Origin of the sequence: Stenotrophomonas sp. DDT-1, from assembly GCF_001580555.1 — a bacterium.
GTDB classification, from domain to species: Bacteria; Pseudomonadota; Gammaproteobacteria; order Xanthomonadales; family Xanthomonadaceae; genus Stenotrophomonas; species Stenotrophomonas sepilia.
In genome coordinates, this window is record NZ_LEKR01000001.1 from 189,904 (window position 1) to 207,680 (window position 17,777).

Annotated in this window: 20 protein-coding genes and 1 other RNA gene; 11 read left to right on the top strand and 10 right to left on the bottom strand. The window is 67.0% G+C overall.

Going from position 1 to position 17,777, the window contains the following annotated elements:
• Positions 1 to 116 precede the first annotated feature (116 nt).
• Positions 117 to 632, bottom strand: a complete 516-nt coding sequence (gene grpE / locus AB839_RS00815) for a nucleotide exchange factor GrpE (protein WP_061477936.1) — start codon at positions 630 to 632, stop codon at positions 117 to 119.
• 63 nt (positions 633 to 695) lie between these two features.
• A complete protein-coding gene (gene hrcA / locus AB839_RS00820; protein WP_005416180.1) occupies positions 696 to 1,760 on the bottom strand; it encodes a heat-inducible transcriptional repressor HrcA in 1,065 nt (354 codons plus the stop codon).
• Between the two features lie 115 nt (positions 1,761 to 1,875).
• Between hrcA and recN the strand changes: the two genes are divergently transcribed.
• Complete coding sequence (gene recN, locus AB839_RS00825; RefSeq protein ID WP_061477937.1) at positions 1,876 to 3,537, top strand: DNA repair protein RecN; 1,662 nt, start codon at positions 1,876 to 1,878, stop codon at positions 3,535 to 3,537.
• Between the two features lie 122 nt (positions 3,538 to 3,659).
• On the opposite strand, the gene AB839_RS00830 is transcribed toward recN, so the two are convergent.
• Positions 3,660 to 4,577: a LysR family transcriptional regulator gene (locus AB839_RS00830; RefSeq protein ID WP_061477938.1), complete on the bottom strand. Its 918-nt coding sequence runs from the start codon at positions 4,575 to 4,577 to the stop codon at positions 3,660 to 3,662.
• Between the two features lie 97 nt (positions 4,578 to 4,674).
• Here AB839_RS00830 and AB839_RS00835 point away from each other — a divergent pair, with 97 nt between their 5' ends.
• On the top strand, positions 4,675 to 5,919 hold the full coding sequence (locus AB839_RS00835) for an SGNH/GDSL hydrolase family protein (protein WP_061477939.1): 1,245 nt from the start codon (positions 4,675 to 4,677) through the stop codon (positions 5,917 to 5,919).
• A gap of 59 nt (positions 5,920 to 5,978) precedes the next feature.
• On the opposite strand, the gene fur is transcribed toward AB839_RS00835, so the two are convergent.
• On the bottom strand, positions 5,979 to 6,386 hold the full coding sequence (fur, locus tag AB839_RS00840) for a ferric iron uptake transcriptional regulator (RefSeq protein ID WP_005409235.1): 408 nt from the start codon (positions 6,384 to 6,386) through the stop codon (positions 5,979 to 5,981).
• A 103-nt stretch (positions 6,387 to 6,489) separates the two neighbouring features.
• On the opposite strand from fur, the gene bamE reads away from it, so the two are divergent.
• Positions 6,490 to 6,882, top strand: a complete 393-nt coding sequence (gene bamE / locus AB839_RS00845) for an outer membrane protein assembly factor BamE (RefSeq protein WP_005409234.1) — start codon at positions 6,490 to 6,492, stop codon at positions 6,880 to 6,882.
• A 34-nt stretch (positions 6,883 to 6,916) separates the two neighbouring features.
• Here the strand turns inward: bamE and AB839_RS00850 are convergent, their stop codons facing one another.
• Together AB839_RS00850 and AB839_RS00855 are read right to left on the bottom strand one after the other, a co-directional pair.
• Positions 6,917 to 7,174 carry an RnfH family protein gene (locus AB839_RS00850; RefSeq protein ID WP_061477940.1) on the bottom strand — a complete coding sequence of 86 codons (258 nt, stop codon included), beginning with the start codon at positions 7,172 to 7,174 and terminating at the stop codon, positions 6,917 to 6,919.
• A 3-nt stretch (positions 7,175 to 7,177) separates the two neighbouring features.
• A complete protein-coding gene (locus AB839_RS00855) occupies positions 7,178 to 7,603 on the bottom strand; it encodes a type II toxin-antitoxin system RatA family toxin (protein ID WP_061477941.1) in 426 nt (141 codons plus the stop codon).
• Between the two features lie 57 nt (positions 7,604 to 7,660).
• On the opposite strand from AB839_RS00855, the gene smpB reads away from it, so the two are divergent.
• Positions 7,661 to 8,164: an SsrA-binding protein SmpB gene (smpB, locus tag AB839_RS00860; RefSeq protein ID WP_005416174.1), complete on the top strand. Its 504-nt coding sequence runs from the start codon at positions 7,661 to 7,663 to the stop codon at positions 8,162 to 8,164.
• Between the two features lie 75 nt (positions 8,165 to 8,239).
• On the opposite strand, the gene AB839_RS00865 is transcribed toward smpB, so the two are convergent.
• Positions 8,240 to 8,812 (bottom strand): hypothetical protein, encoded by a 573-nt coding sequence (locus AB839_RS00865; RefSeq protein WP_061477942.1) that lies wholly within the window; start codon positions 8,810 to 8,812, stop codon positions 8,240 to 8,242.
• Between the two features lie 220 nt (positions 8,813 to 9,032).
• Here AB839_RS00865 and ssrA point away from each other — a divergent pair.
• Positions 9,033 to 9,386, top strand: a transfer-messenger RNA (tmRNA) gene (gene ssrA / locus AB839_RS00870).
• Between the two features lie 158 nt (positions 9,387 to 9,544).
• Entirely contained in the window at positions 9,545 to 10,027 is a 483-nt protein-coding gene (locus tag AB839_RS00875) for a hypothetical protein (RefSeq protein ID WP_061477943.1), read from the top strand.
• A gap of 14 nt (positions 10,028 to 10,041) precedes the next feature.
• Here the strand turns inward: AB839_RS00875 and AB839_RS00880 are convergent, their stop codons facing one another.
• Positions 10,042 to 10,503 (bottom strand): isoprenylcysteine carboxylmethyltransferase family protein, encoded by a 462-nt coding sequence (locus AB839_RS00880; RefSeq protein ID WP_061477972.1) that lies wholly within the window; start codon positions 10,501 to 10,503, stop codon positions 10,042 to 10,044.
• Between the two features lie 146 nt (positions 10,504 to 10,649).
• Between AB839_RS00880 and AB839_RS00885 the strand changes: the two genes are divergently transcribed.
• Positions 10,650 to 12,671, top strand: coding sequence for an alpha/beta fold hydrolase (locus AB839_RS00885; protein WP_061477944.1), 2,022 nt, complete (start codon positions 10,650 to 10,652; stop codon positions 12,669 to 12,671).
• Positions 12,672 to 12,688: 17 nt separating this feature from the next.
• On the opposite strand, the gene AB839_RS00890 is transcribed toward AB839_RS00885, so the two are convergent.
• Positions 12,689 to 13,912: a cytochrome P450 gene (locus AB839_RS00890; RefSeq protein ID WP_241776729.1), complete on the bottom strand. Its 1,224-nt coding sequence runs from the start codon at positions 13,910 to 13,912 to the stop codon at positions 12,689 to 12,691.
• A 379-nt stretch (positions 13,913 to 14,291) separates the two neighbouring features.
• Here AB839_RS00890 and hchA point away from each other — a divergent pair, with 379 nt between their 5' ends.
• The 3 genes from hchA (at position 14,292) to AB839_RS00905 (ending at position 16,971) form a co-directional block, all read left to right on the top strand.
• Entirely contained in the window at positions 14,292 to 15,164 is an 873-nt protein-coding gene (gene hchA / locus AB839_RS00895; RefSeq protein ID WP_061477946.1) for a glyoxalase III HchA, read from the top strand.
• Between the two features lie 4 nt (positions 15,165 to 15,168).
• The gene (locus tag AB839_RS00900; protein WP_061477947.1) at positions 15,169 to 15,873 is read left to right on the top strand and encodes a PA1136 family autoinducer-binding transcriptional regulator; all 705 of its coding nucleotides are present in this window, start codon (positions 15,169 to 15,171) and stop codon (positions 15,871 to 15,873) included.
• A 240-nt stretch (positions 15,874 to 16,113) separates the two neighbouring features.
• Positions 16,114 to 16,971, top strand: a complete 858-nt coding sequence (locus tag AB839_RS00905; RefSeq protein ID WP_061477948.1) for an endonuclease/exonuclease/phosphatase family protein — start codon at positions 16,114 to 16,116, stop codon at positions 16,969 to 16,971.
• A 19-nt stretch (positions 16,972 to 16,990) separates the two neighbouring features.
• Here AB839_RS00905 and AB839_RS00910 read toward each other — a convergent pair whose 3' ends face one another.
• Positions 16,991 to 17,254: a hypothetical protein gene (locus AB839_RS00910; protein WP_032959134.1), complete on the bottom strand. Its 264-nt coding sequence runs from the start codon at positions 17,252 to 17,254 to the stop codon at positions 16,991 to 16,993.
• 142 nt (positions 17,255 to 17,396) lie between these two features.
• Here AB839_RS00910 and AB839_RS00915 point away from each other — a divergent pair, with 142 nt between their 5' ends.
• Positions 17,397 to 17,774 (top strand): VOC family protein, encoded by a 378-nt coding sequence (locus AB839_RS00915; protein WP_061477949.1) that lies wholly within the window; start codon positions 17,397 to 17,399, stop codon positions 17,772 to 17,774.
• The last annotated feature ends 3 nt before the right edge of the window (positions 17,775 to 17,777 follow it).

Sequence of the window (17,777 nt, forward strand, 5' to 3'; positions counted from 1 at the left end):
GTGGGGGAGGCCCGTGGAACATTCAAGCCACCTCCCGAACGCTGTGTTTCCGGTCGCCCGGCGCGTTCAGCGTCGGGCCGGGTCGCAGGTCATTCCCGCCGCCCGGCCCGGCAGGGTCAGTCGGCGGCCACCACCACCAGCGCCGGCCGCAGCAGGCGCTCGTTGAGCAGGTAGCCCTTCTGGAACACGGTCACCACGCTGCCCGGGGCAGCGCCCGGGGTCGGCGCCTGGCTGATGGCCTGGTGGTGCTCCGGGTTGAACGGCTGGCCGATCGGGTCCAGCAGGACCAGGCCGTTGTCGGCAGCGACCTTCAGCAGCTGCTTGTAGGTCAGCTCCAGGCCTTCGCGCAGCGGGTGCGGGTCGTCGCCGGCGGCCTTCAGGCCGGCATCCAGGCTGTCGAACACCGGCAACAGCTCGCCCAGCAGCTTCTCGTTGGCGAACTTGCGGGCCTGCTCGATGTCACGGGCAACGCGCTTGCGCTGGTTTTCCAGGTCGGCGCGCTCACGCAGCGCATCGGCCTTGACCTGCTCGACTTCGGCGCGCAGACGCTCGACTTCGTCGTTGACGCCGGCGGTGGCAGCCGCATCGGCGGCACTCTGCTGGGATTCGATATCTGGATGTTCGTGGTTCATGTCTGGGTCCCTGGCGGTCACTCTCCGCCTCCACCCACCCTAGTGTGGGCGGGATGCTGCGTTTCAAGCGTCGGATGTTCCCGGCGTGCGTCCGGCCGGCGAAAAGGCCGCGCCAAGCACATCGGCGGTGGCCTGGACCAGCGGGATCACCCGGTCGTAGGCCATCCGCTTGGGACCGATCACGCCCAGCACGCCCAGCACCTGGCCATTGGCGGTATACGGGGCGGTGACCAGCGAGACGCCCTGCAGCGGCATCATTCCGGTCTCTTCGCCGATGAAGATGCGCACCCCCGGCGCCTGGATGGTCCGCTCCAGCAGCTGCAGGATCTCGCGCTTGCTGGAGAACAGCTCGAACAGTTCGCGCAGGCGCTCCAGGTCGGACAGGTCCTGCACGCCCATCAAGCGGGTCTGCCCGGCCACCAGCATGTCGTCGGCCGCCGGCTGCAGGGCCTGCTCGGCCAGTTCGATGCTGTGGGCCAGCAACTGCTCCAGTTCGGACCGGGCGTCGCGCAGCTCCAGCAGCAGGCGGGTACGGATCTCGGCCATCGGCAGGCCGGCGAAATGCGCATTGAGGTAGTTGGCGACCTGCTCCAGCTGCCCCGGCGCAAACTCCTGCCGGGTCTCGATCACCCGGTTCTGCACCTCGTTGTCGGCAAATACCAGGATCGCCAGCACCCGGCGCCCGTCCAGCGCCACGAAATCGATCTGGCGGAAGGCGAACTGCTCGCGCCGCGGTGCGCTGACCACGCCGACGAAGTGGCTCATCGCCGACAGCAGCTCCGAGGCGCTGCCGAGCAGGGCCTGGGTACTGCCGCCGCCGGCCAGCTCCTGGCGCAACCGGGCCAGCTCGCCCTCGCCCGGCGGCTGCATCTGCAGCAGGCTGTCGACGAACACCCGATAGCCATGCGCGGTCGGGACGCGGCCGGCCGAGGTATGTGGCGAGGCCAGCAGGCCCAGATCCTCCAGGTCGCCCAGGATGTTGCGGATGGTGGCCGGGCTGACCTCCAGGCCGGCCACGCGCGCCAGCGTCTGCGAGCCGACCGGCTCGCCGTCCTGGATGTATCGCGCGATCAGCGTGCGCAGCAGGTGGCGCGCACGCGGGGCAAGCTGGTCGGGAGAACCGTGCATGGAATCAACCTGTGAGACACGGACACTAGATAATGGCGGCGCATCGCCTTGGCAAGTCATTGGACCTCCCGCGCCCGCGTGCTAGCGTTGCGCGGCTGCTGACACCCCCTTACCCATGCTCAGACATCTTTCGATCAAGGATTTCGCCGTCGTCCGCGCCACCGAACTGGAGTTCGGGCCGGGCATGACCGTGGTTTCAGGCGAGACTGGCGCCGGCAAGTCACTGATGGTCGACGCACTGGGCTTCCTGTCCGGCCTGCGCGCCGACAGCGGCGTGGTCCGCCATGGCGCCGCACGCGCCGAGCTTTCCGCCGAGTTCGCGCTGGAGCAGCTGCAGGCCGCCCGCCAGTGGCTGGCCGACAACGAGCTGGACGACGAGGACCAATGCCAGCTGCGCCGCGTGATCCGCGCCGACGGCGGCTCGCGGGCCTGGATCAATGGCCGCCCGGTGACGCTGGCACAGCTGGGCGACCTGGCCTCGCTGCTGGTGGAGATCCACGGCCAGCATGAACAGCAGGCGCTGCTGGCGCGCCCGTCGCAGCTGGCCCTGCTGGATGCCTATGCCGGCAACGAGAACGAGCGCCGCCAGGTGCGCCACGCCGCCGCGGCCTGGCAGGCACTGGTCGATGAATCGCTGGCGTTGTCGCAACAGGGCGACGTCAGTGACCGGATCGGCTTCCTGGAGCACCAGCTGCGCGAACTGGACCGCGAGGACCTGGAACCGGAATCGATTGCCGCGCTTGGCGCCAGCCACCGTCGCCAGGCCCACGCCAGCGCCCTGCTGAGCGCCTGCCAGGCGGCCAGCAACCAGCTCAACGGCGATGACGGCAGCTCTGCGCTGGACCTGCTGCAGCAGGTGCGCCACGAGCTGTCGCGGCTGGTCGAGCACGACCCGCGCCTGGGCGAAGTGGACGGCCTGATCGAGAACGCCTCGATCCAGCTGCACGAAGCCCTGTCGCTGCTTGATCGCGTGCACGACGATCTGGATGCCGACCCGGAACAGTTCGAGGAGAACGAGCGCCGCCTCGGCCGCCTGCACGACCTGGCCCGCAAGCACCGCGTGCCGATGGACGAACTGGGCGCGCAGCGCGAGCGCATGCATGCCGAAGTGGAGCAGCTGCGTGGCGCCGACGAGCGCCTGCAGCGCCTGGCCGGCGAGATCGACAAGGCCGCCGCCGCTTGGCGCGTGCGGGCTGAAGTGCTGACCGCCAGCCGCCGCAGCGCCGCTGCCGAACTGTCGGCCACCACCACCGGCATCATCGCCGAGCTCGGCATGGGCGGCGGCCAGTTCCTGATCGAACTGGAGCCACAGGACAGCGGCAAGCCCGACCCGCAGGGTGCCGAGCGCGTCGAGTTCCTGGTGGCGGCCAACGCCGGCCAGCCGCCGCGCGCCCTGCGCAAGGTGGCCTCGGGCGGTGAACTGTCACGCATCTCGCTGGCCATTGAAGTGGCCGCGCTGGACCTGGATGCAGTGCCAACCATGGTGTTTGACGAGGTCGACTCCGGCATCGGCGGCGCGGTGGCTGACATCGTCGGCCAGAAGCTGCGCGCGCTCGGCGAGAAGCGCCAGGTACTGTGCGTGACCCACCTGCCGCAGGTCGCTTCCAAGGGCCATGCCCATTACCGGGTCAGCAAGGCCCCAGTGGAAGGCATGACCCAGAGCGCAGTGGAAAAGCTGGACAACAAGGCGCGCGAGGAAGAGCTGGCGCGCATGCTCGGCGGCGTGGAAGTGAGCAAGGAAGCGCGCGCCGCCGCCCGCAAGCTGCTGCAGGCCTGAGGCCGGCGGAGCCGAGCGCGGGCTCGGCTCTACAGGATTTCCCGAACGAACCGACGTGTAGCGCCGAGCCCATGCTCGGCTTCCGCGCACCAGCGTGGCACAGCTCACCCCAGCGGCCGGCATTACCCCCGTGGCTGCGTCAGGTCGACGTTCTCCACCAGGAAATCGAGGAACGCGCGCACCCGCAGCGGCAGGTAACCGCCCTGCCCCAGGAACACCGCGTGCACCTCTTCCAGGTCGCCGGGATTGGCCTCTTCCAGCACCGGCAGCAAGCGCCCGACAGCAATGTCCTCCTGCACCTGGAATGCCGCCAGCCGCGCCATGCCCAGCCCGCCCAGCACCAGCTGGCGCAGCGCATCGCCGTTGCTGGCGCGGGCATTGCCACTGGGCAGCAGCATCCGCTCGCGCCCCTCCTGCAGCAACGGCCACCCCTGCATCGCACGCGCGTGGCCGATGTCCAGCCGGTTGTGCGACTGCAGCTCCTCGGCAGTGCGTGGCAGCCCGTGCCGCTGCGCGTAGGCCGGTGCAGCCACGATCATCATCCGCGTCGCGCCCAGCCGTCGCGCCACCAGACTGGAGCTCTTCAGCGGCCCGGCCCGCACTGCCACGTCGGTGCGCTGCTCCAGCAGGTCGATCACCTCGTCGTTGAGGGTCAGGTCCACGCCCACCTGCGGGTTACGCTCAAGGAACGCCGGCAGCAGCGGCAACAGGAAATGGCGGCCAAACGGCACGTTGGAGTTGACCCGCAGCCGCCCGCGCGGCTCGGCATGGGCGCTGGCACAACGCTCGGCCTCCTCCAGGTCGGCCAGCACGCGCAGGCCACGCTCGTAGAACGCGCAGCCTTCCGGGGTCAGCTGCAGCTGGCGGGTGGAGCGTTGCAGCAGGCGCGTGCCCAGCCGTTGCTCCAGCCGGGCCACCAGCTTGCTGACCGCCGACGGGGTCATGTCCAGCGTTCGGGCGGCGGCGGAGAAGCCACCGGTCTCGATCACGCGCACGAACACTTCCAGTTCGCCAGATCGGTTGATGTCAGGTCGCGCCATGGCAATGAATCCAGTTCACAGATGATTGTCCATGCGCAGTCTAGTTCACAGATAAGCATGGAATCACCATGGCGGTCCCTCCACTCGGGACTGCCCGATGAACCGCTTGAGCCAGCTCACCGCCACCGCCCTGCTCGCCGTGTCCGGCGCCGCCAGTGCCGCATCCGCCCCGCACTGGGTCGCCAGCTGGCAGGCCAGCCCGCAGCCGGTCTGGAACGCGGATTTCCTGTTCCCGACCCTGGTCCCGGCCACACTGCAGGACCAGACCTTCCGCCAGACGGCGCGCATCAGCCTGGGCGGCCCGCGGCTGCGGGTGCGGCTGAGCAATGCCTACGGCACCCAGCCGCTGCGGATCGGAGCAGCCAGCGTGGCCGCACGCGCGGGCGCCATCCCGCAACCGCTCAGCTTCGGCGGCCAGCCCGGGGTGTTGATCGGGCCCGGTCAGGAACAGCTGAGCGATCCGCTCCCGCTGGCCACGGATGACCGCCAGGCAGTGCAGGTCAGCGTCTTTGTGCCGGGGCCGGCAACCGTTCAGACGTTCCATTGGGAAGGCCGCCAGACCAGTTGGATCGCCCCCGGCGACCAGAGCCGGGCCCAGGCCCTGAGCGCAGCCAGCAGCACCACCGCCCGCCTGCTGCTGACCGGAATTGACGTCGAGGCCGGCGCCGACGCGCGCAGCGTGGTGGTGATCGGGGATTCGATCACCGACGGTGCCACCGCCAGCCTCGACCAGGACCAGCGCTGGACCGATCATCTGGCCGCGCGCCTGGCAGCGCGGGGCATAGCCGTGGTGAACGCCGGCATTTCCGGGGGGCGGCTGCTGCGCGACGGCATGGGTGAATCCGCCCTGGTCCGCTTCCGGCGCGACGCGCTGGACCAGCCTGCGGTATCCAGTGTGATCGTGCTGATCGGCATCAATGACATCAGCTGGCCAGGTACCGCATTCGCCCGGAACCAGGCCCGGCCCACGCTGGCCGAACTGCAGGCGGGGTATCGCACGCTGGCAGAACAGGCCCGCCACCGTGGCGTGCGGATCATTGGCGCCACCCTGCCGCCGTTTGCCGACGCCCTGCCCGGCACGCCACTGGACGACTACTACCACCCGGACAAGGATGGCCTGCGCCAGCGGATCAATGCCTGGCTGCGCACGGACAGCCCGTTCGACGCAGTGATCGACCTGGACGCGGCGCTGCGCGACCCGGCCGATCCCTCACGGATGGCCGCCGCCTACGACTCCGGCGACCACCTCCACCCGGGTGATGCCGGCAACCGGGCCATGGCTGAGGCGGTCGATCTTGAGGTGCTCATGGGGCCATCCACGCATGGCGTGGATCTACCGTAAGCAACGAAAAAACCCCGGGCAGGCCCGGGGTTTCGTCGCATCCAGCTGGCCGGAACGGCTTACTTGCGCTTCTTGCGCACGTACAGCACCAGCGAGTGCTCTTCCAGCTCGTAGCCATGGTCTGCGGCGATCTTGCGCTGCAGCTCCTCGATCTCGTGGCTTTCGAACTCGATGATCTTGCCACTGTCCACGTCGACCATGTGGTCGTGGTGGCCGCCACGGTCCAGCTCGTAAACGGCCTGGCCGCCCTCGAAATTGTGCTTGAGCACGAGGCCGGCGGCCTCGAACTGGGTCAGCACCCGGTACACCGTGGCCAGGCCGATCTCGTCGCCATGCTCCAGCAGCTGGCGGTAGATGTCTTCGGCGGTCATGTGGTGCTGGGCATTGCGCTGCTCGAGCAGCGCCAGGATCCGCATCCGCGGATGGGTCACCTTCAGGCCGACTTTACGCAGGTCGTGGGTTTCCATAGGTCTCCGTTCATTGGCGATTTAGCGCCAGCTGCCTCGGATTGGGTCGCGGTGGCACGCCGGGAGTGTATCATCGGTTTGATTTCCCCAACCGCCAGTCCCGATGCGCAATCTCCTGTTGGTCGCCGCCGTCGCCCTGTCCACCACCGGGTGCGGCATCATCTACAAGCAACCCATCTATCAGGGCAACCTGATCCGGGAAGATGCCGTGGCCAAGCTGCAGGTCGGGCAGAGCAAGCAGCAGGTCACCGCGCTGCTGGGCACCCCGTCCATTCCCGACCCGTTCCACGCCCAGCGCTGGGACTACACCTCCAGCCAGCGCGTGAACCGCCTGGGCCGTACCGAAGTGAAGAACTTCGTGGTGTTCTTCGAGAATGACACCGTGACCCGCTGGGAAGGCGATTACTTCCCGGGCAACGACAAGGCCCTGGCCCAGCAGACCGTGCGCCAGTTCGGCCGCAATCTGCCGAAGGACAAGAAGAAGAAGGGCCGCTGAGCCCCCTGCCCGTCCGCAGGTACGGCTGCTGGAATCAACCGCCGAGCGCGCGACGCCGGCGGTTATCCTTCGGATCTGCCAGCAGCGGGCGCAGCAGTTCGATGCGGTCGCCGTCCAGCAGAACCTGGTGCGGGCGTGCCAGTACGCCATGCACGGCGACGGCGGGACAATCGGCACTGCCTTCCAGTGCGGCCGCCGCGACAGCATCGGCGACGGTGGCCCCCTCTTCCAGCTGCAGGCGGCACGACAGCACCCGCTGCGGCCAGGCCAGTACCACCTCGACCTCGATCATCGCTCAGCCCTCGTCGGCGACGCGGACGAAATCGTTGACCATGCGATCGGCCAGCCCCTGGAAGCCGATCGCCAGCGCCGGACCGAGCAGGCGCGAGCTGGGTTCGAACTCCAGGGTCAGGGTGACCTTGCAGGCATCCTCGGCCAGCGCATGGAATTCCCAGCGGCCGTGCAGCTGCTTGAACGGGCCATCGCGCAGCTGCATATCGATGCTGTGCGGTCGCCGCAGGGTGTTTTCGGTCTGGAACCAGGTGCTGAACGAACCCAGGCCCAGGTCCAGGCGCGCCACCAGGCGGTCCTCGCCCTGCTCCATGATCTGGGCAGCCGAGCACCAGCGGAAACGGCTCGGATAGGCCTGGACATCATTGACCAGGTCGAACATGCGCGCGGCCGAATGTTCGACCAGGGCGCTGCGGCGGATAGTAGGCATGAATACAGGACGTTTCGGCAATCGACCGGGCGGGCCCGAATCGGAGACAATACGGAAATGAGCAAGAACAGCGGCAAGGATAAAGCAAAGAGCGCGACGGCCAACAAAACCATCGCGTTGAACAAGCGTGCCCGCCACGAGTACCACATCGAAGAGCGCTTCGAGGCCGGCCTCGCCCTGCAGGGCTGGGAGGTCAAGTCGATCCGCGCAGGCCGCGGCAACATCATCGACGCCTACGCCTATGTGAAACGCGGCGAGATCTACCTGATCGGCGCACAGATCACCCCGTTGATCCAGGCCTCCACCCACGTGGTGGCCAATGACCGGCGCGAGCGCAAGCTGCTGCTGCACCGGAACGAGATCGACAAGCTGATCGGCAAGGTCGAGCGCGATGGCTACACGATCGTGCCCACTGCGATGTACTGGAGCAAGAACAAGATCAAGCTCGAAGTCGCGCTGGCCAAGGGCAAGCAGACCCATGACAAGCGCGATGCCGCCAAGGACCGCGACTGGGCGATCGAGAAGCAGCGTGTGATGCGTCGCGGCAACCGCGACGCGTAAGGCTGTAGCGCCGAGCCATGCTCGGCTTCGGCAAGAAGGGCAGCCGAGCGCAGGCTCGGCTCTACAAAAGGCGGGTCACCCCGCCAGCATGCCCTGCCCGCGCATGCGCGGTGCCAGTGCCGCGTGCATCACGGCCAGGTGCATTACGACCGCCAGTTCCGGGGCATGCCGGTCATCGCCCGCGCGCCACTGCTGTGCCATCTGGGCCGCATCGGCCGGCAACAGGGCCAGCAGCTGGGCGTCATCCAGCGAATCGGCAGCGCCCTGCAGCTGTCGCGCCAGCTGCCGCGACTGCCACACATGCACGCCGATGCTGAGGCTCGCCAGCGACATCAGGACCACGGCCAGCCCGTGCTCGAACCACTGCGACAGCACTTCCGGCCCCCACAGCAGGGCCGCCAACACCGCCATGCCCGGCAGACGCCAGCCCAGCCAATGGATGCGACCGCGCTGCGACCAATGCACCACCACCGCACTGGCGACCAGTGCTGCGGCCGCTGTGGCCGGCAGTTCGGTCAGCGCGGTGGCCGCAAGCAACGCCGCCAGTACCGCCCAGACCCAGCCGGGCGGCAGCGCGCGCCGCTGATAGTCGGCCCCGACGGGCCCGACCAGCTGTCGTAGGCTGCGTTGTTGGCTTGCCTCGGTCACCCACAGTCTCCGTGTTTGTCCTGGCCCGGATGGTCGCCGCCAGTGTGTCGCAAATTCGTGCCCATGACGTTACCAATCCGCTATGACGGAGGCTCTACAACTTGTTGTGGATTGCCAAGGTGACTGTTCAGCTGTTTTGCCGTAGCATTGCCACTGTTGGGCAGGCACTGACCGTGGCGACACGAAACAGGCCTTGTACCTTGCAGAACTTGAAGAAACCGGGGGTGCATTGGTTTCGACGGGGGTTGTGAAGTCGCCTGGCGCATGCCGAGGGGGTAGCTTTCCTCGTAAATCCAGCTGCAAAACTCTAGTTGCCAACGACGACAACTACGCTCTGGCCGCTTAAGGCCTAAGCCTCGAAACCGCTTGTGTCCATGCTCGCGGTGTAGAGTCACTATCATGGAATCGCGCTGGACGGCTGCCTGTCAGTCCGGCACTAGAACACAACAGGCTGGTTCCCGGATGCGCTTTGCGCACCGTGCTGTTCGGGGACGAGATCCAACGGTGAGCTAAGCATGTAGTGCTGGGGATGGAGTGCCTTCGGACGGCGGTTCAATTCCGCCCACCTCCACCATCTGTAAGGCCTGTCGAGGCCGCAAGAAGCCGGATCTCCCGTCAACTGGGGTTCCGGCTTTTTTGTGCCTGCACGTCGCGCAGGACGTGTGGCGCATAATCGGGATGACACCGCCAACACAGCAGTCCCTTCATCCGCGACCGCCAGAAGGATCTGCCATGAAAGCCCCCCTCGCGATGTCCCTGCTCCTCACCGCGCTCGCCGCCGCCCCAGCCACGCACGCCGCAGCCCCGGCCATCGCGCCGCCCGGCATCGCCACGCTGGAGGCGCTGCTGGCCTGCAAGGCAGGCTCGGATTTCAGCGCGGCCGACGCCATCGATGCGCTGCAGGCGGCCGGCCTGGCCAAGAAGCCGGGCGGCACGTTCGAGCCGGAGGACAAGCCGGTCGCGCTGTTTGGCGGCACGGTCAGCAGTGCCGATGTGAATGTGGCCGAAGGCGAGAAAGGCCTCTTCGTGTACTTCAACGGCGTCGATCCCAAGCGCCTGGCCAGGGCTTGGTCGGTGACCGAGGTCAACGAGCATGCCAATACCGAGGAACCTTCCTACGTGAAGCGCATCGACAAGCGCCACACCCTGCACGTGATCGCGGGTGACGACTACGAGGGCTATTCGGCGGCGGTGAAGTGCCAGATCAGCCGCTGATGGCGTAGCCGATGCTACAGCCAGCGTGGCACGCGATGACGGTACTGCGCGTACGCCTCGGGAAAGCGGGCCATCAGTGCCCGCTCCTCCGGCAGGATCTGCAGCCAAGTGATGTACGCCAGGAACAGCGGCACAACCAGCAGCGCGATCAGGTTCTGCAGGTACACCATGGCACCAAACAGGACCAGCGCCTGGCCGAGATACATCGGATTTCGGGTGCGGCGGTAGATTCCGCTGGTAACCAGCGCGCTCGACGCCGAAGGTCGCAGAGGATTGACGGTGGTACCGGCGCGTCGGAAAGAGATCTTGGGCAGCAAGTTGAGCACGACACCCAGCGTCACCGTCACCCCTGCCAGCAGAACCGGCACCGGCACCCGAAGGTGCAAACCCGGCCACAGCCAGCGTGCTGCAAAGCCCATAGCGGCGAACAGCAGCATTACCACGGGCGGGGGAATACGGGTTTCCAGCCAGACCATCGCGATCACCGTGTCCTTTCCATTGGCCGCAGTGTCACACGGGAATGGCTGAATCACCCAAGGCGGCCAGGCCCAAACCGACCGTCCGGTCTATTCCGCTTTGACAGGCCCACCGCTAGAGTGGCGCCACCGCGCAGGAGGATCGCATGGCTACCACGGGTTTGGGCTTCATCGGCCGCACGACCCTCATCATCACCGTGCTGCTCACCCTGGGCGGCTGCGCGACGCTGCGCCAGTTCGGGCCGTCGGTGCAGGTTGCCTCGGTCACGCCCGGCCAGTACATCGCGCTCAAGCGCGGTGACATCCTGACCTCCGGCAAGCTCAGCGCGGCGACCATTGAGACCCTGCGCGTGGCCGGGCTCGATGAGGGCGTCTGTGCCAAGCCCGGCCTGCCCTGCATCGAGGCCATGGAAAGCAGCATCGTGGTGCGCGAGGAAGACAAGCGCTCCAGCCTGGCCGAGTTGTGGCTGCAGTATGCGATGACCCTGCCGGCGCCAAAGCGCGAGTACTCGGCATCCGGCCGTGCCAAGACCGCCGTCACCGAGCTGGATGCCGACTTCCAGCCACGCCTCGATGCGTGGATGCAGGTCGCGCGCCAGGCCTATGCCTATCTGTTCTTCACCGAGCGCACGGCGAACCAGCGCGGCTTCGAAGACCGCCAGACCCAGGTGCGCGACTACTACAACCTGGCGGTGCAGGAAGCCTCGGTGCAGCTTTACAACGCCTATGCCACCGGGCGCGTGCACGGCCAGGCCAGCCATTTCCAGCTGGGCCGCTGGACCTTCGTGCTGGCCCCTTCAGACGAAGCATCGGCGCTGGACCAGCGTACCCCCAGCGAGCTGGTACCCGCCGCCTCGCTGTCGTTCACCGGCACGCTGCGAAGCGTGCATCGCCGCGATGGCTTCGGTGCCGAACTGGTGGCAGTGATGGATGACCCGGCCGGCAGCACGGCCACCACGCCTCCGGCAGCGGCGCAGGCGGCGCAGGCAAGACGTTCTGCCACGCAGAGCTGGAGCGAGATGCCCTCGCCATCGATGACGGTGCTATTGCGCTTCTCGGGGAAAAACCTGTGGGAGGTGCTGCACGATGACGAGCCGGAGCTGGAGATCCACGATCCCTACCAGGTTTCGGAAGTGACCCTGCACGGCCAGCAGGTGCCACTGGCAGCCAACTTCACTGCCGGCTATGCGCTGTGGCTGGCCCGCTCCAACTTCAGCCGACAGTCGCTGCGCACGCTGTTCGGTGGCAAGGGCGGCATCGACACGCCGCATCTGTACATGATGCAGCCCTATGACCCGAACCGCCGCGTGCTGCTGATGATCCATGGCCTGGCCAGCAGTCCGGAAGCCTGGGTCAACGTGGCCAACGAACTGCTGCGCGACGACGAGATCCGCCAGGAGTTCCAGGTCTGGCAGTTCTATTACCCGACCAACATGCCCATCGCGATGAGCCACGATGCGATGCGCCACACGCTGGCTGAAGTGTTCAAGCACTTCGACCCCAGCGGCAAGGCGCAGGCCTCGCATGACATGGTGCTGGTGGGGCACAGCATGGGCGGGGTGATCGCACGGTTGATGATCTCCTCCTCCGGCGACCACCTGGTCGACACCCTGCTGGCCACCGCGCAGATGACGCCCGCCCAGCGCGAACTGCTGCGCACCAAAGGCGCACCGGTGCTGACCTTCCTGCCGGAACCGGAAGTGTCCCGCGTGGTGTTCATCGCCACGCCGCATCGCGGCACCGACGTGGCGGGCACCCGCCTCGGCCGGTGGATCGGCCGGCTGGTGCGGTTGCCACTGACCGTGCTGGAAGACGTCGCCACCATTGCCAACGACGGCCAGATCGACCGCAATGACGGCAAGCACGGCTACCAGATGAACAGCATCCAGAACCTGGACAAGGACGACCCGTTCGTCCGCGCCGTGGCTGACCTGCCGATGTCACCGAAGGTGCACTACCACTCGATCATCGCCCGCGCCAAGCCCGATGGCCCACTTGAGAAGACCGATGACGGGCTGGTGCCCTACTGGAGTTCGCACCTGCCGCACGCGGATTCGGAGAAGGTGATCGTGTCCGGGCACAGCGTGCAGGAAGCTACGCCGGCCATCGTCGAGCTGCGGCGGATCCTGCATGAGGACATGCAGGCACACGGGCGAACGGGAAAGTAAGCCGCCGTCCCGACAGATCAGGCACCGGCCGTACGCCGCGAGAACGTGCCATGCAGCGCCGCCGGAATCGCAAAGCCCTCCATGCGCACCTCGGGCCGATAGTCGGCGCTGGGGGTGAAGCGGAACTCGCGTGCCAGCAGCGCGCACAGCAGTACCAGCTGTGCATTGCCGACCGCCGATCCCACGCAGGAACGCGTGGGGAAGCCATAAGGCACATAGATGCCGGCGGTACGCTTGCGCCGTTCGGGCAACCAGCGATCGGGATCGAACTGCAGCGGGTCATCCCAGTACTTCGCCGAGCGGTGCTGGATGAACGAACTCAACTCGAACACTGTGCCTTCGGCGATGGCCTGCCCTTCCACCTGCAGATCGCAGGCGGCCACCCGGCGGTTGTTGAAGGGCGTGGAATACAGTCGCATCACTTCCTTCAGGAAGCGCATCGTGCAGGGAATCCTGGCCATCGGCAGCGCATGGATTTCCGCATCCGAGAGCGGTGCGAATTCCTCCTCGATGCGCTGGCGCCAGCGCGGATGCATCTGCATCGCCAGCAGCAGGCAGGCGGCCATCATGCCAGGCACGCCGGAAATGGCGATCAGCTGCACGGTGACCAGGTAGGTGACCTTGTCCAGGCCGATGCGCTCTCGCAGGCTCAGCAATGACTGCGCGTAGTCCAGCGCCGAACGTCCACTGCGGACCCGGCGCTTGAGTTCGGCGGCGATCGCCCGTGATTCGGCACGGCCGATGAGGAAGTTGCGCAGCAGGTGGCGCCGATGGATGACCTGCTCGACCTGGGTGGTGTAGCGCAGATGCAGGGCGCGTTCGATGGCTGCGGTGCCGCGGGCATCGAGCCCGTCGATCACCAGCGGGATCAAGGGATGGGCCATCACTTTCCACACCGCCGGCGTGGCATCCAGCGCGTGCCCGCATACCCCATCCAGAGCCTGCCTCATGCGCGACTGCAGTGCCTCCAGGGTCTGTGCTCCGGTGAGCTCAGCACTGCAGGCGGCGATCAGGCTGCGCACTTCGGTCCAGCGCACGCGTTCGTGCCGGCGGAACAGGTCGGCCAGCGACTCGACCACGAACAGGTGCTCGGAATTCTCCTTGTCGACCTTGCCGGCCAGTTCCGGGCAGAAAACCCCGATACCGCCGGTTTCCAGTTTCAGCACCGGCCCTTCGCGCTCCACGCGCGCAGCCAGGCGCTCGGCAGCAATGGCGCTGCCTTCATTCGACATCCCTTGCATGCAGTGCGTCTCCGGCAGGAAGGGACTCGAAAGACGAGTCCCTTCGTCTTGCTACCGCTCGATCGCGGGTTTGGCCCGCAGGATCAGAATTCGACCCACAGAGGCCAGGTATTCCACACGCTGCTCTTTTCGTTCGGATGAATATTCAGAGTGACGCGCAATGCTCGGGCGAATCTTTTCATTTTCATTCCTTTGCTTGCTGTGTGGTTATGCCGGGATTATCCCGGCACCGGCTAGATAACACGACATAATCCCACTGTCCAACCGGCCGGGTGGCGCGCTGCAGCATCCGGGTTGCGGCCGATTGAGGGGAATCCCTCATCGCGCCTGCGCATCCGGCCTCCTATGCTGGGCTCACTTTCCCCCAACGGAGGTCTGCATGAACACGCAAGAGCCCAGCCGCCAGCCCAGCCCCGATCCGGCCGAGCGCGATGCCTTCTTCCCGTCGCCGTATTCGCTGTCGCAGTTCACCTCGCCCAAGAGCGACCTGTCCGGCGCCGACTATCCGGATGCGCGCCGCGATGGTCGCTGGAAGGTGCTGATGATCGCCGCCGACGAGCGCTATCTGCCGACCGCCAATGGCCACCTTTTCTCCACCGGCAACCATCCGGTGGAAACCCTGCTGCCGATGTACCACCTGGACAAGGCCGGCTTCGACATCGACGTGGCGACGCTGTCCGGCAACCCGGTCAAGTTCGAATGGTGGGCCTTCCCACACAAGGACAGCGAGATCGGCGCCCTGTACGAACGCTACCAGGCACGCTTCCGCCAGCCGTTGCAGCTGGACCAGGTGGTGGCCGGCCTGGGCGCCGATTCGGACTACGCCGCTGTCTTCATTCCCGGTGGGCACGGCGCGTTGATCGGCCTGCCGGAGAGCGCGGCGGTGAAGGCCGCGCTGCAATGGGCCATGGCCGAGCAGCGCCACATCATCACCCTCTGCCATGGCCCGGCGGCGCTGCTGGCGGCGGGCGTCGACGAAGCCGAGGGTGCCTCGCTGTTCCGTGGCTACCGCATCTGTGCCTTCCCCGACGCAATGGACCGGCAGACACCGGAGATCGGCTACATGCCGGGGCAGCTGCGTTGGTTCTTCGGCGAACGACTGGCCCAGCAGGACGTGCAGATCGTCAATGAGGGCATCGATGGCAGCGTGCTGCAGGATCGCCTGCTGCTGACCGGCGACAGTCCGCTGGCCGGCAACGCGTTGGGCAAGCTGGCCGCACGTACGCTGCTCGATGCGCTGGCGGGGCGCTGAGCCAATGCCTGCGCTGGTGCCCGCGCTGCTGGAACTGGAACAGGCGCGGTCATTGCCGGCGGTAGGCGGCGTGCTGCGCGCCGCCGCCTCGCCCTTGGGCTTCGACCGCCTGTTGGTGTTTGCCACCGGAACCGGGCTGGGGCGCGACGCACAACGTGTTTACTGGATTGAAGGTGACTGGTTTGGCGACGGCAGCGGTAGCGGACTCGCCCGCTACCTGCACGCCTGTCCGGTCAACCGCCATGTGCTGGACAGCAATGCGCCGTTCTTCTGGAGCAAGCGCCACGGCGTGCGTGGCGAGCGCTACCAGGTGGTGAAACAGCCTCGCGGCGATGGCCTGCATGGGTTGCAGGTGCCGGTGTTCGGCCCGACCGGTCTGGAGGGTGCGGTCAGTTTCGCCGGCACTTCGATTGATGCATCCGCCAGCGCGCGCCTGCTGCTGGAAATAGTCGGAACGTCAGCCTTCCGTGCGGCGCGCCAGCTTGCCGAAGCGCCTGCGGATATCCCCGCGGGCGCGCTGAGCGCACGCGAACGCGAGGTGCTGCGCTGGGTCGCCGCTGGACGGCGCCAGGCAGAGATAGCGGCCACGCTGGGGCTGTCTGCGCGCACCGTTGAGAACCACCTGCGGCGAGCACGGCAACGACTTGGCGTGGCCACCACCGCTCAGGCAGTGCGCGCGGCAGGCCGCCGTGGCGAGATTGAAGACTGATCAGGATGGAGGCACTTCCTGCTGCCTGATCAGCGTGCTGCATACGCGCTGTGCATCTGCGCGATTGCAGAAGGAAGGCGACGGGATGAGCTACGACCCATGATCGCCGGTGCGCGGTCCACCGCGTGGGACGTTCATCGCCCGCCCGGCATCCGCGAGCCACCCATCCCTGCATAATGCTGTCCGCGCATTCGTGGCATGCTCTGTGAAACCGTTTTCATGGAATGGAGGGATTCCACGATGTTGTCGCGTTTCCGTCGCCCCGCGCTGTCTGCGCTGCTGGCGCTTGCCCTGCCTCTGACCAGCGCCTGGGCCGCAGCCCCTGCGCCGTTGAAGGTGATGTCGTTCAATGTGCGCACCCCGGCCGATACCGAGCCCGGCAAGCGCTGGCCCGATCGTCGCGATGCGATGGTGAAGGTCATCCTTGATGCGCACCCGGCGGTGATCGGTACCCAGGAGCTGGTGCAGGAGCAGGCCGATTACCTCGCCCAGCACCTGCCCGGCTACCGCTGGTTCGGCGAGGGCCGCCGCGGCGGCAGCGGCGACGAGCACATGGGCGTGTTCTACGACAGCAAGGTGCTGGCGATCGAGGAATCAGGCAACTTCTGGCTGTCTGATACGCCCGATGTGCCCGGCAGCATCACCTGGGGCAACCTGTATCCACGCATGGTCACCTGGGCGCTGTTCCGCCGCATCGATGACGGCCGCCGCTTCTATTTCATGGATACCCACCTGCCCTACCGCGACGAGGACGAACCACGCCGGGTGAAAGGTGCCGAGCTGATCGGCAGGCGCGTGGCCGGCCTGCCGGCCGACCTGCCGGTGGTGCTGACCGGTGACTTCAACAGCGAACCCGGCGGCGACACCTACAAAGCATTCACCCGCGTACTGCACGACACCCGTACCCAGGTGAAGACACCGCAGGGCCCGCGACTGACCTTCCACGACTTCACTGGCAAGGCCACCGCGCAGCTGGACTGGGTGCTTGTGCGCGGTTTCCACGCGCGCAGCTTCCTGACCGATGACCGCCGCATCGATGGCGTGCTGCCATCGGATCATTTCCCGCTGGTGGTCGAACTGGACTGGCCGCAGCACTGACCCCGCACGGCCGCCGCAGCTACGGCGGCGGCTGCCGCGACAGCAGGCGATACAGGGCCTGATGCTGATCGCGCGCCTGGCAGATGCGGGCCCCTATCGCCAGGAACACCGCCACGCCGATCAGGCCCAGTCCCAGCATCGAATCCTGCAGGCGCAGGAAACCGACCGCTGCGGCCATCGTCGCCAGCACCAGCAGCACCACGACTGCCACTGACAGCCCCGCACCCGGTGGACCCGGATCGCCGAACAACATCCGTTGGGTATCCCGCCTTCCGTCCGCCATCACCTGTCCTCCCGAGTGCCTGACCCACTAGTTACACGGCGGGCCCGCAATCCGGCAGAGTCAGAAGCGTCACCAAGGTGAAGACGTACGCGAAATGCACCGCGCTACCCTGCCGCGTCCCCCTCGAACTGCGGAGCAGCACATGGCACACCAGAGCCGGCTGGCTGGATTCATCATCGACTGCCAGGACCTTCCCGCCGACGAAGGCGCCCGTTTCTGGGCCGCCGCGCTCGGCCTGCAGGCACAGGCGGCGCGTGCCGATGGGGGCGCCGAGTATGCCGACCTGCTGGGCGCACCGGCGGGCCTGGACGTTGAGGTCCAGCGGGTCGATCACCCGTCACGGGTGCATCTGGACATCGAGAGCGACGACATCGATGCCGAGGCCGACCGCCTGGAGAAGCTCGGCGCGCGACGGATAGGCTTCGTCAAGCGCTGGTGGGTGATGGAAGCACCGACCGGCCATCGCTTCTGTATCGTGCGCATGCGCGAGCGCGAGGTGCCGGCCAATCAGTGGCCCTGAAAA

What these genes read in the sequence shown, in the direction of transcription:
- grpE (WP_061477936.1), bottom strand. Translation starts at nt 632, where the DNA reads ATGAACCACGAACATCCAGATATCGAATCCCAGCAGAGTGCCGCCGAT.
- hrcA (WP_005416180.1), bottom strand. Translation starts at nt 1,760, where the DNA reads ATGCACGGTTCTCCCGACCAGCTTGCCCCGCGTGCGCGCCACCTGCTG.
- recN (WP_061477937.1), top strand. Translation starts at nt 1,876, where the DNA reads ATGCTCAGACATCTTTCGATCAAGGATTTCGCCGTCGTCCGCGCCACC.
- AB839_RS00830 (WP_061477938.1), bottom strand. Translation starts at nt 4,577, where the DNA reads ATGGCGCGACCTGACATCAACCGATCTGGCGAACTGGAAGTGTTCGTG.
- AB839_RS00835 (WP_061477939.1), top strand. Translation starts at nt 4,675, where the DNA reads ATGAACCGCTTGAGCCAGCTCACCGCCACCGCCCTGCTCGCCGTGTCC.
- fur (WP_005409235.1), bottom strand. Translation starts at nt 6,386, where the DNA reads ATGGAAACCCACGACCTGCGTAAAGTCGGCCTGAAGGTGACCCATCCG.
- bamE (WP_005409234.1), top strand. Translation starts at nt 6,490, where the DNA reads ATGCGCAATCTCCTGTTGGTCGCCGCCGTCGCCCTGTCCACCACCGGG.
- AB839_RS00850 (WP_061477940.1), bottom strand. Translation starts at nt 7,174, where the DNA reads ATGATCGAGGTCGAGGTGGTACTGGCCTGGCCGCAGCGGGTGCTGTCG.
- AB839_RS00855 (WP_061477941.1), bottom strand. Translation starts at nt 7,603, where the DNA reads ATGCCTACTATCCGCCGCAGCGCCCTGGTCGAACATTCGGCCGCGCGC.
- smpB (WP_005416174.1), top strand. Translation starts at nt 7,661, where the DNA reads ATGAGCAAGAACAGCGGCAAGGATAAAGCAAAGAGCGCGACGGCCAAC.
- AB839_RS00875 (WP_061477943.1), top strand. Translation starts at nt 9,545, where the DNA reads ATGAAAGCCCCCCTCGCGATGTCCCTGCTCCTCACCGCGCTCGCCGCC.
- AB839_RS00880 (WP_061477972.1), bottom strand. Translation starts at nt 10,503, where the DNA reads ATGGTCTGGCTGGAAACCCGTATTCCCCCGCCCGTGGTAATGCTGCTG.
- AB839_RS00885 (WP_061477944.1), top strand. Translation starts at nt 10,650, where the DNA reads ATGGCTACCACGGGTTTGGGCTTCATCGGCCGCACGACCCTCATCATC.
- AB839_RS00890 (WP_241776729.1), bottom strand. Translation starts at nt 13,912, where the DNA reads ATGCAAGGGATGTCGAATGAAGGCAGCGCCATTGCTGCCGAGCGCCTG.
- hchA (WP_061477946.1), top strand. Translation starts at nt 14,292, where the DNA reads ATGAACACGCAAGAGCCCAGCCGCCAGCCCAGCCCCGATCCGGCCGAG.
- AB839_RS00900 (WP_061477947.1), top strand. Translation starts at nt 15,169, where the DNA reads ATGCCTGCGCTGGTGCCCGCGCTGCTGGAACTGGAACAGGCGCGGTCA.
- AB839_RS00905 (WP_061477948.1), top strand. Translation starts at nt 16,114, where the DNA reads ATGTTGTCGCGTTTCCGTCGCCCCGCGCTGTCTGCGCTGCTGGCGCTT.
- AB839_RS00910 (WP_032959134.1), bottom strand. Translation starts at nt 17,254, where the DNA reads ATGGCGGACGGAAGGCGGGATACCCAACGGATGTTGTTCGGCGATCCG.
- AB839_RS00915 (WP_061477949.1), top strand. Translation starts at nt 17,397, where the DNA reads ATGGCACACCAGAGCCGGCTGGCTGGATTCATCATCGACTGCCAGGAC.